Here is a 10,895-nt window from a genome sequence, read left to right on the forward strand (position 1 = left end):
GCGCTAACGGAAGTTAACGCACCTGATAATTTCAGAATTTAGACAATTAGACAACTACGCTAGCGCTATAGTTAGCCAAATCCCCCTAAATTGGGATAAAATTATCCTTCCCAATTAAGGCAGAATTTGTGTTAACTAAAGAAGCGAGGGTTTCTCCGGTTGATGCAATTTTAATTAAGGTGGAACTACCACTTTGGGCAATCTGTAAATCGCCGAAAGTTAAACCTCCATTTAATCGGATTCTGTCTTGGCCACCTTGGAAGCCATAGATCAGATCCTGACCCATTCCTGGTGCAAGGACAAAGGTATCAAATCCTGCATCCCCGTAGAGCCGATCGCTCCCTGCACCGCCATTGAGGAGATCGTTACCATCACCCCCATAGAGGATGTCATCACCCAGATCGCCGAGGAGTTCGTCGTTACCGGCATCACCGTAAAGGCGATCGCTGCCTTGACCCCCCCGCAACGAATCGTTATCATTGCCACCGTAGACAATATCGTCGCCCAAATTACCATTGATGGTATCGTTTCCGGCGTTACCATAGAGGACATCGTTTCCGGCGTCACCGTAGATTTGGTCACCAGCCGCAGTACCCCGCAGAATGTCGTTATTGGGTGTACCGTAGATAGGCCCGTAGATTAACTCGCTCGCCATGAAATACTTTCTCCTGAAAAATAGTGAATTTGCGTCAAAGTAGCGAAGAGATAATTTACCTCCATACACACCTGAAAACTTGGCGCTGAAAGAGTTACAGAGGTCAGCGTGCAAAAAAGTCGCAGAAGTTGCCGCCGTGGCCGCCAATTGCTGAATTGTTATGGAAGCTAATACCGTTCGTCCTCACCAAACCGCTATTGAGCAACTGAGAACCACCGAGTCCTGCGGCACTGCCAATGGGTAGGGCAGAGGTAGCGATTTGAGCGCCTGTTAGTTTGTGGAGTCGTGCGATGAACTCTTCGCCAGCATCTCCGGCTGCAACCTTACAGCCATAGAAGACGAGGTTGGCAACATCCCACTTTTGGAGATGCGGGGCGTAGTGGATTAGGGTATCTAAACTTAGTTGGCTATTGCCCAGATACAAGCAACCTGGGGAACCGTGGGAAATAATATGAACGGCATCGGTATTTGGACGGTGTTGTAAAACCAGGCTAATTTGCTCGATGCCATCGGCCGTCCCATCTAGGACAAAGACTTCAGTAGTGGAAATGACATCCTCAATGAGTAGATCGGCGTTTTCTACTCCAGCATCGATAAAAACAATTCTGGTGGCTGGATTGATAGTTTTTGAAGTATTTAGCATGGGTTTCATCGGGGGAATGTCCTGTTATTCATCAGAAGGTATTGCGGATAAAAACACCCTATTAATAAGGCTCTCGGCTGACTGGTTGGTTCGAGGGAAGCGGAGATCCTGATCTGATATTTGAACGGAGATAAAATTGATTGACCGGTGAGGTTAGCTGGCTAGCTAACCTTTCACAACCGTTCTAGGGAGTGGGAGACTTAACAACAGCATTGCCAGTAGCGGTACCAATCTGCACGTTGACAGTTCCAGCATTAAACTTATTCTCTTGTGGGGTAGCTCTTGCGGTGTCAGAAACGGGCGTAACGTCGAAACCAGTCGGATTGCCGACAGTCGTAAAAGCCTGTATCCCTGCACTACCCAGAGCCCAAGCTGAGTTCTGTAAAGCATTGCCCCCTCCAGCAGCACTGTAGTTGAAAGCAGCAGCAGAAGCGTTTTCTTTACCGACCGCCGCCGAGACAGCCACACCTGTAACTTTGTCGGAGTTAACGGTGAAAGCTGCGGAACCTGCTATACCACCTTCACCGGCACGGGCTACGGTAGCGAAACCAAAAGCATTGAGAATAACGAGACCACTAACGAAAGCAATACGACGAATCATAATTTTTCAACTCCAGGGTTGGTTTTTTGTGTTCTATTAGTTAGACGTTTCCCGAAGGCGATTTGTGAATAATTCAGTCTTTAGATAGATGACATCTCTAACTTTTGGGGGTGACCCGGTTTGAGGGAGGATTTGACCAATTCCTGCTACGCAGTCGATCTCTCAATACGGTTCAGTTAAGCTCGATCCCCCCTAACCCCCCTTAAAAAGGGGAGTAGGGGGTGGGACAAGAACTTACTCAAAGTCCCCGCAACGATTCGGGGGATTTAAGGGGATCTCCGAGCAATAAATAGTTTTAACCCAAGCGTATTGGTCTATCTCTTCCTGAAAATCTAGATTGACGAAACCAGGGATGCCGAATTTTTCCATGCCAAATTCGGCCTAGCGCCATATCGCGCCAGTCATAGAGAAAGCGAGAATATAGGGGATTGCAGCTCGCGGCAGCATTAATGCCCAATACGCTTGGGTTAAAGAAAATGTTGGGCGGAGTGAAACGGAGGGTTCGTTCCACGGGCCCAACCTACGCACTACTGATTTAAAGCGATTTTCTGCCTGCCTATTTTTCAGATGGAAGAAAGCCAGCCGCCACTGTCTGCCCACATCCTCCTGTACAGTGGAAAAAGCGATACAGCAGACGCACCGTTGCGCGATATGCCTCCTGCACCCTGGCCCGATCGCATTTCTGGCGATCGAACATCGGTCAAGTATTGGTTTTCTCTGTTGAGAAACTGGGAATACAGCGGATTGCAGTCGCTGATGGTACAACAGCCCTGTGCCGGCAGCATTAATGATGCCTCCTGCACACCAAGAGCTTTTTGGCTTTCCCAAGACTCAGAAAGCAATCCGCTGTAGGCGTTAGGGGCGATCGATTTTTCGCTGTCCTTCCCCAGACTATTAGCCAATATCCGTAGTGGCGAATAATCCTTCGCGCTTAGATGCAAAACACACACCGCCACTTCTGGCTGTTGCTCACCGACAACAATTTCTCTTTCTTTTATCTCCCCATCAGATTTAGCATTCACTAAAACCGATTCTTGAATTTCCCCACCGGCAACAATTTCTCTTTCTTCAATCTCCTCTGTTACCGTTTTTTTTTCAACAATATTCTGAGACTTTTTCCCTTTTGCAGACTGAGGAGAAACCCTCGACTTAGGATTAGACAAATCCGAGTCAGTCCCATCTTCCCCGAAATTTTCATTGAACCGCTGACGCAAAATTGCCCGCGCCTGGGAAATGCGCTTGCGGACGTTATCGTAAGATATGCCAAGCTGTTCTGCAATATCTGGATAAGACAGCCCTGATTCAAAATGGAGAAGAAAAGTCTCGCGCAATCTATCTGGCAACTCATCTATTGCGGCGCGAAAAAATAATTCGACTTCACCCCGCATAGCAGCGCGAACTGGTGTTTCTTCTTGGCTGATTAATTCGGTTTCGTTTCCTAAAGCAATGGTGTCCAAACTTTCAACTCCTACTGCACCCCTGTTGCGCTCTCGATGGATATCGGCGCACAGGTTATAAGTCAGTTTGGTTAACCAAGCCTTAAAGTTTTTGATATCATCCGTACCATCTCTTGCTTTCTCCCAAGCTTTCAGCATCGCGCGACTGAGGGCATCTTCCGCATCGGTTGGGTTGCCCATCCACTTGCGACAGCAACGGTAAAGGTAATCTTGATTATCTTGCCATAATTTCCAAAAAGCTGAATCTATATCTGGAGTGCATGAGGAAGGGACTGATGCAGAACTAGAAATTAACATCTGTGGGTGCCGAAACTCTAAGTGGACAAACAACTGGCGATTAATTTAGGCCGTAATTTACCTAGCCTCAGATGCACCTATCACCATGTTGACTCACCACTCAGGCTCATGTCAGTCGGAAAAGTCGGATCTTTTAAGTCGGAAAAGTCGGAAAAGTAGGATCTTCGCGGCTATGAGTGCATAGCTGAGACATCCCTTGGCAGTTTTAGGAGTTACGCAAACGGCTTTTTAACACTATTGGTAGTGTAAGGTGCGCCATAAGCACTCTACAGATAGAGTTTATGCGTAATTCCTAAGTAGTGTGTGCGCCATAAGCACCCTACAGATAGAGTTTATGCGTAATTTTTCAATTTAATGTCACCAAGCTAAAATCTGAACTTTAAGATTTAAAATCCTTGGACAGAGGATTAAGCCACAGCAGAATTGTCCGTTTTAATTCATTTAATTCTCGATACACTTCTTGTTTGACCCACTGCCCGATCGCGTCGAATGGCGTAAAAATTTGACCCACAGGCCAGCTAACATCTTGCCCCAAGGGCGTTTGATGGTTGCCCGCTAGAGTCTGAACTGTAATCATGTCGGGAAATCGTGCTTTTAGCAGTTTGGTCAACAGCAGGGTTTGGTCGATATTGTCGCCGTTAAATTTGACTAAAAGATTGCGCCGGATTTGATAGCTATTTTGGACAAGGCGATTAGTCTCTTGCGGGGAAGGGGTAAACTCGACGTTAAAGACGGGGGAAATTTGCTCGACGATCGGGATTGCTTCGGATGCCGCATAATTGTTGAAAGAAATCAGAATATTGCCTGCCCTTTCTACGTCAAATACAGAACCGATCAGCAAGTGCAGTTTGCATCCCATGCTGTGTCCCATACCGTAAACGGGGAGATAGGAAGATTTGAGCAATTTAGTGGCGCGCAGGCGATCGAGGGCATTTTCAAATTTGTTGAGGACATCGCGGGCGATCGCAATATGATCCAAAGTATTGACAAACGGCGTTGCGACTACAACATATCCTTGATTCCCCAAAGCCTCTAACAGCCAGCGATAGGTGAGTTGCGGTGCTGTCGCCACAAATGCACCGCCGAGAAAATGTACGATCGCGATCGGTCTTGAAGGAATTAATACCCAGTTACCAGAAATTTCTTGCCAGTCCATAAATTCAATCTAATTCCAAATAAAAAGGCGATCGTCCTCTGAAGGTAGAAGGCCGAATGTTTTATAAATTTTTGCTTTTATTTTCGGCCTCAAAAAGGGGTTTGCTACCCATTTTTTAATTCCAAAAACTTTCCTTTTTACTTATACATTATTTATTCTAACTGTTGTGGGGGCAAATAGCACGGCTGGCGATCGCTGCTATTTTCGCCCTGTATAGGGTTGAAGCTGGCGGCCGAATAACTCAAGGCTGACATCCGCGACTTTCAAAAATTTTTATATTGTGTCCCATCGCACGGCTGCAAGCCGCTGTAGCTGGTATTGCGGGTAATTGACCCTACAGGATATTAACAGTCAAATACGGATCAAAACCCGAATATCGCGTATTAATCAGCCCCAGGGCTATCAACTTTGATTCGGCTGTATTGGCAGCACCTCATTTCTTGACTCAACCCGCATACAGCAGTTCTCAATCTTGGTGAGGTATGCCCTATGCCCACGGAGGCCTATGCCCGCTTATCAAGTGTGCACCTCATGTTAATGAGAAAGGCTATACAAGTATAACATCCTTTAGGACAACCCCCCGATTTCAGACGATCGCTGGGGGTTTAATTCTGGCGAATGACTGATACCTTCTGCGGTTTGATGACTCAACTTTTCGTGAGTCTTCATCCATTTCCACTTGTGCACAGTAGCTTGAGGATTGAGCACTGTGGTAGCGATGCCGTAAACAATAGTAGGCAAAACCTCCCGATTTAACCAACTTTGTCCCAGCTTTCTCATGTAGTGCAGTGCCAAAACTTCTCGAAATTTGTTAAGCTTTTGCAAAAGCGGCAAATTCTTAAAACATAACTCTTCGTACTCCTGGAGTGATAACTCTTTTTCTCCCCGCAAGCGCCACAGTTGGTTTTCCTTGACACAATCAGAAGCTATGCGCTTCTTCAGCCAGTGCTTATCTGTGAGAGAGTTCCCTCTAATCCGATAATTTCCCAAAGGTTCTGTCGCCGCTAGCAAACCGTACTTTTGAGCAATTTTGGTAAATAACTCTGTATCTTCTCCTACCTGCCAATCTTCGGGAAACCCGCCTTCTTGGAGTAGAATAGAGCGATCGACTACAACAGAAGACGGGAAAACCCAAGGACATTCGCCTGTCTCCTTAATCGCCTGCATTTCTGCTTTAGTGGTAGGATAGGTGGGAATGTAACTCAACTTGTTGCCGCGCTTGTCTAAATACCGCAAAGCGTGAGCCACAGCTTTGACTTCGGGATTGTCTGCGAGCATCTTCAAACAAACTTCTAACTTATTGGGTTCCCAGGTATCGTCGCTGTCGATAAACGCTACCTACTCGCCCGTTGCCCGATATATCATTAAATTTCTAGCCTTAGAAACCCCGTAATTTTGGGGATTCTGGAAGTATTGAATTCTCGAATCTTGCTCGACCAGCTTAGCAGCAACTTTGTCAGTAGCGTCAGTAGAGCAGTCATCAACAATTAAAATTTCTAGATTCTTGTGGGTGCCATTGAGTACGGAGGCAACTGTCTCGGCCAGAGTGTCGGCAGCATTGAATGCAGGAATGATTACGCTGACTTTTTGGCTGTTCATAACTTGCATTAAGGTGTGGTTTGGTAGTTGTTCGCCGAAGTATATAGCAATCCTAAATGATTTGTGTAATTATTGTAGGGGCTCTCCCCACGCCCGGTTGCCCCGATGCAGGCTGGGGTAGGCATTCTTAGCACTACCCCTACATATTTTTACAACTGATGCGAGGATTGCTATAGTCTCGAAGCAGACACTCTGACTCATTTACGTGCAAGTACCTGTAGTCAGGAAACGGGCCTAGATACTGCCAATATAACAGGTTTACGGACATTAGTGCGAGCTACCATAAGGAGGGGACAGCCGTTAGCAGGCGGAGTGCAGACTATTATTTGGCGGGCAATTTTTCTGACACGAAGGCCACGGGTGCGAGGGATTGAGGGTTTTTACGGGGGACTGGAGTTGTCCTAAATTCGATCGCATCTTTTTGCTTTAATAGGACTTACCCAGAAAAACCCGGTCTCAATCAAAATCATTGGTTTGAGAACTATAGAGCTACTAAAAAACCTGGTTTCTGACTCAGAGCGATTCCGGTTAATCGGTGAGCATAAAATTGTTTTTCATGGGCCAGAGGCTGGCGAGTGAGGACTTTGATTCCTCACTCGCCAGCCTCATTATAATTATTTAATCAAACTTGAGAGCCAGATTGGGTAAATCCTGTTGTATTGATTAACTAACCAGTCGAACAACTGCCCAAAAACGGCTATAGCAATCCTAAATGATTCAGATAAATTTGTAGGGGTAGTGCTAAGAGTGCCTACCCCCTATCTATCGGGCAACCGGGCGTGGGATTGCCCCTACAATAATTATGCAAATGATGCGAGGATTGCTATATGCTAAATCTGCTCTATGTTGGATTACCATAGCCATCACCTAAAATACTGATTATTTTGCTGTTGCTTAATCATGCTCTGAAACAAAAATAATTTGAAGATTCAGAAGCTTTGTGAATCCTGGTTTATATGATTGGCATCTTTAGTTTTTTCTATCGTAAATCAGCAACGGCGTTTTTGTAGGTTCCTCAGCTCTTTTGAAATCGGTATTTTCTTAAAAAAGATGCTTTTTCAAACTTGTTTAATTATGAATTGGCCATAAGCTGTCCCTGATTTTTCTCTTCCTCTTGTACCGCGATCGCCTCCCAGGGTCAAATCGTTTTTCCGTCTGCCATAACAGGTAATTTATCTGCGATTGAACTTAGTATTGCTAGTTCTTAGGGAAGACCATCATAAAATTATACTGTAAAAAATCCTCGCCTCACCCGTAAAAAATGTTGCCAAATTTCTTGAGTAAAGTGCGAATTTATACTTGTTGCCTAACAGTCTTGGTGTTGGGTGGCTGCCAGCAGCAGCTACAGCCAAACTTGCAGCAACAGCGCAGCAAACAGGGGATGGCAGTTTCAGCTCACCCTCTGGCGAGCGCTGCGGGGCTGGCCGTGCTGCAACAGGGCGGCAATGCAGTGGATGCGGCGGCTGCTACGGCTTTGGCGATTTCGGTGGTGGAGCCTTTTTCGGCGGGTATCGGCGGCGGGGGTTTTTTGCTGCTGCGGCGGGTGGAAACGGGGACTGTGCAAGCGCTGGATTTCCGGGAACGAGCTCCGAAACGGGCGGCGCGGGATATGTACCTCGACAAGCAAGGGAAGGTGCGCCAAAGGGCAAGTCTGGACGGGCATTTGGCGGCGGGTATTCCCGGCACTGTTGCTGGACTTTATACGGTGCACCGCGAGTATGGTAAGTTGCCTTGGGCACAGGTGGTGGCGCCGGCGATCGCCCTGGCGGAAAAAGGCTTTCCGGTAAGTTCGCGGTTTACCACGGCTACCGGGCGACGACAGGATGTACTCAAAAAAAACCGGGCGGCGCGGGAGGTTTTTACTCGCGGTGGCATTTTATACCAACCTGGTCAGCTTTTGGTGCAGCGGGATTTGGCGCGGACTTTGCGACAGATTGCACAAAATCCGCAGAGTTTTTATAGCGGGGACATTGCGCGGGCGATCGCCGCCGATATGGCTAAAAATGGCGGCATTATCACTCTCGAAGATTTGAAAAACTATACGCCGATTTGGCGGAATCCGGTTTGCGGCAACTTTCGCACTTACGAAATTTGCGCGATGTCGCCTCCTTCTTCCGGCGGCGTTCATTTGTTGCAAATCTTAAATATTCTGGGAGATACGGATCTCAAGAGGTTGGGGAGGCAAAGTCCAGATACTTTGCACTTGCTGGCGGAGAGTATGAGGATTGCTTATGCCGATCGGGCTGAGTATTTGGGCGACCCGGATTTTGTGAGTGTACCGGTCAAAGCTCTGACTAGCACCAATTATGGCAAATTCAGACGATCGCAAATCCAAATGTCAAAAGCCAGACCCTCCAGCGAGGTAAAAGCTGTTGACGCTGAAACTTTGAGCCGCTTTGTGTGGGAGTCTCCCGAAACTACCCACCTCACGGTAGTTGACAAAGAGCGCAATGTGGTATCCTTAACTTTTACAGTGAATGGCGGTTTTGGGGCGGGAGTCGTGGCTGCGGGTACGGGAATTTTGCTCAACAACGAGATGGATGATTTTGCAGTCGCGCCGGGAGTGCCGAATTTGTTTGGTTTGGTGGGCTCCGAGGCAAATTCGATCGCCCCAGGGAAGACTCCTTTATCGAGCATGACGCCGGTCATCGTGACAGAAAATGGCAAATTTCGCCTCGCTGCGGGGGCTCCCGGAGGCAGCACGATTATTACCACGGTGTTGCAAATTGTACTGAACGTATTGGTTTACGACATGAATGTCGGCGATGCTGTATCTGCACCGAGGATTCACCATCAGTGGCAGCCCGATCGCCTGAGGGTGGAACGGGGAGGTTTTGAGGCTGCGACGCTTTCGGAGTTGCGGCGGCGGGGACACCAGATTGTTGAAGGTGACGGCTGGGGCAATGCCAATGCGATCGTCCTGACTGCAGACGGTTGGTTGGAAGGGGCTGCCGATCGGCGCGGGGAAGGAGAAGCAAGGGGGTTTTAGTCAAAAGTCAGTCGATTAGAGATTTTAGATTTTAGACTTCGGCCAGCGGTCGAGTGGCGCGAGGGTTGAAGGATTTTAGATTTACTCCAGAGAAGAATCTGGGATATTGAACTAGGGTCAAAAATTTTGATCTCTCTACGACAGGAATCGGGGGCTTGTATGGTTTTTTTGGGGGAGGTCATGAGTCATGAGTCATTAGTCATTAGTCCTTAGTCATTAGTCATTAGCTATTAGTCATTAGTCATTTTGGAGAGCGCCAACGGTATCCAAACCGGGTTTCTTGGGTCTCCAGTGCGTAAGTCCTGAAATTATTAGTCTGTGTACGTGTATTTTTGCATCCGTATTTTTGCGCTGATGTTTATAGGCTGACTTATTGCCAAGAACTACCAAAAAGAATAACCATAGAAAGCGTATATACACTTATGTGTAAAGTTATTGTAAAGGCACTAGACATTGATACTTATATAATGTAAAAATTAAGTTGTGCAGAGAATCAGGTTTGTATCTTCCAGGAAAAATTTATGCTAATTACTCACAAAATTGCTGCCTTAACAGCTACATTAACTACTGCTCTGAGTTTGTTGGCAGCGCCAGCAATGGCATTTTCGGTAGGGGCAACTAATAACACTGCGACTTTAAGAAATAATTTATTGGGGGCTAATACAGCCGGGTTGAGTAATTTCTCTGTTTCAATTAGGGGTAATTCGGCTGCTTTTGGTACTTTCACTAATGACCCCTTCGGTTTGACATCAGGTGTTGTTCTGAGCACTGGTAGAGTCGCCGATATACCGGGTACGAATCAGACTGATAACTTCACGATAAAGGACAGCGATTTAAGCACGGACTTTGGACCTGAAGGTGAACAGGGGGATGTGACTCAGCTAAACCTCAGCTTTTTTGCTGATAGCACGGTTCAAAAGTTGTTCTTTCAATATGTATTTGCTTCTGAGGAGTTTCCTGAGTTCGGCGCTTATGAAGAATATAATGACGATTTTGAACTGCTGCTGAACGGCACTAATTTGGCCAAATTGAGCGACGGAAAAACAGTTACGATTAATAATCTGGTTCCAGATCCATATAATCGCTCTACATATCACTCAGACTATATTGATAACCCAAGTTTGACAGGTATTGCTGCTAACATCGTTAAGCTCGACGGTTTTACTAAAGTTTTAGGTTTTGAGGGTTTGCTCAAGCAAAATCAGACGAATGTTCTCAGCATCCGCATTAAAGATGTGGGCGATGGCAAGTTAGATTCTGCTGTATTTATTAAAGGCGGTTCTGTGGGGACGGTTCAAGCTGAGCCGGTTCCCGAACCGATGACTGTGGGGGGTTTGATGGCGGGAGGCGCTATGCTGGCTGCTGGACGAAAGTTACGCAATGGCCGTGGCGGAAGTAATTAATAACGGATGTTGAAGGCAGAAGGCAGAAGGCAGAAGGCAGAAGGCAGAAGGCAGAAGGCAGAAGGCAGAAGGCAGAAGGCAGAAGGCAGAAGGCA

General features: G+C 46.9%; 9 protein-coding genes. 2 read left to right on the forward strand and 7 right to left on the reverse strand.

Annotated elements, in window-relative coordinates:
- Nucleotides 1-85: 85 nt before the first annotated feature.
- From QT990_RS10195 to QT990_RS10225, 7 genes are all read right to left on the reverse strand, one after another.
- The gene (locus tag QT990_RS10195; RefSeq protein ID WP_333465198.1) at nucleotides 86-655 is read right to left on the reverse strand and encodes a calcium-binding protein; all 570 of its coding nucleotides are present in this window, start codon (nucleotides 653-655) and stop codon (nucleotides 86-88) included.
- 103 nt (nucleotides 656-758) lie between these two features.
- Nucleotides 759-1,298 (reverse strand): DUF4347 domain-containing protein, encoded by a 540-nt coding sequence (locus QT990_RS10200; RefSeq protein WP_333465199.1) that lies wholly within the window; start codon nucleotides 1,296-1,298, stop codon nucleotides 759-761.
- A gap of 184 nt (nucleotides 1,299-1,482) precedes the next feature.
- Nucleotides 1,483-1,899, reverse strand: a complete 417-nt coding sequence (locus QT990_RS10205; RefSeq protein ID WP_333465200.1) for a hypothetical protein — start codon at nucleotides 1,897-1,899, stop codon at nucleotides 1,483-1,485.
- A gap of 563 nt (nucleotides 1,900-2,462) precedes the next feature.
- A complete protein-coding gene (locus QT990_RS10210) occupies nucleotides 2,463-3,653 on the reverse strand; it encodes a sigma-70 family RNA polymerase sigma factor (RefSeq protein WP_333465201.1) in 1,191 nt (396 codons plus the stop codon).
- A 379-nt stretch (nucleotides 3,654-4,032) separates the two neighbouring features.
- The gene (locus QT990_RS10215) at nucleotides 4,033-4,809 is read right to left on the reverse strand and encodes a DUF1350 family protein (RefSeq protein WP_333465202.1); all 777 of its coding nucleotides are present in this window, start codon (nucleotides 4,807-4,809) and stop codon (nucleotides 4,033-4,035) included.
- A gap of 567 nt (nucleotides 4,810-5,376) precedes the next feature.
- A complete protein-coding gene (locus tag QT990_RS10220) occupies nucleotides 5,377-6,138 on the reverse strand; it encodes a glycosyltransferase family 2 protein (RefSeq protein WP_333141685.1) in 762 nt (253 codons plus the stop codon).
- Nucleotides 6,139-6,147: 9 nt separating this feature from the next.
- Nucleotides 6,148-6,408: a glycosyltransferase family 2 protein gene (locus tag QT990_RS10225; RefSeq protein WP_333141664.1), complete on the reverse strand. Its 261-nt coding sequence runs from the start codon at nucleotides 6,406-6,408 to the stop codon at nucleotides 6,148-6,150.
- A 1,261-nt stretch (nucleotides 6,409-7,669) separates the two neighbouring features.
- Here QT990_RS10225 and ggt point away from each other — a divergent pair.
- Both ggt and QT990_RS10235 read left to right on the forward strand, forming a co-directional pair.
- Nucleotides 7,670-9,397 carry a gamma-glutamyltransferase gene (gene ggt, locus QT990_RS10230; protein ID WP_333141662.1) on the forward strand — a complete coding sequence of 576 codons (1,728 nt, stop codon included), beginning with the start codon at nucleotides 7,670-7,672 and terminating at the stop codon, nucleotides 9,395-9,397.
- 521 nt (nucleotides 9,398-9,918) lie between these two features.
- A complete protein-coding gene (locus tag QT990_RS10235; RefSeq protein ID WP_333306651.1) occupies nucleotides 9,919-10,800 on the forward strand; it encodes a choice-of-anchor L family PEP-CTERM protein in 882 nt (293 codons plus the stop codon).
- Nucleotides 10,801-10,895: the final 95 nt, after the last annotated feature.

Origin of the sequence: Microcoleus sp. T3_B1 (genome assembly GCF_036700445.1) — a bacterium.
In the GTDB taxonomy this organism is placed as follows: domain Bacteria; phylum Cyanobacteriota; class Cyanobacteriia; order Cyanobacteriales; family Microcoleaceae; genus Microcoleus.

Coding starts and splice junctions, on each gene's coding strand:
- QT990_RS10205 (WP_333465200.1), bottom strand. CDS start 1,899: ATGATTCGTCGTATTGCTTTCGTTAGTGGTCTCGTTATTCTCAATGCT.
- QT990_RS10195 (WP_333465198.1), bottom strand. CDS start 655: ATGGCGAGCGAGTTAATCTACGGGCCTATCTACGGTACACCCAATAAC.
- QT990_RS10200 (WP_333465199.1), bottom strand. CDS start 1,298: ATGCTAAATACTTCAAAAACTATCAATCCAGCCACCAGAATTGTTTTT.
- QT990_RS10210 (WP_333465201.1), bottom strand. CDS start 3,653: ATGTTAATTTCTAGTTCTGCATCAGTCCCTTCCTCATGCACTCCAGAT.
- QT990_RS10225 (WP_333141664.1), bottom strand. CDS start 6,408: ATGAACAGCCAAAAAGTCAGCGTAATCATTCCTGCATTCAATGCTGCC.
- QT990_RS10215 (WP_333465202.1), bottom strand. CDS start 4,809: ATGGACTGGCAAGAAATTTCTGGTAACTGGGTATTAATTCCTTCAAGA.
- QT990_RS10235 (WP_333306651.1), top strand. CDS start 9,919: ATGCTAATTACTCACAAAATTGCTGCCTTAACAGCTACATTAACTACT.
- ggt (WP_333141662.1), top strand. CDS start 7,670: ATGTTGCCAAATTTCTTGAGTAAAGTGCGAATTTATACTTGTTGCCTA.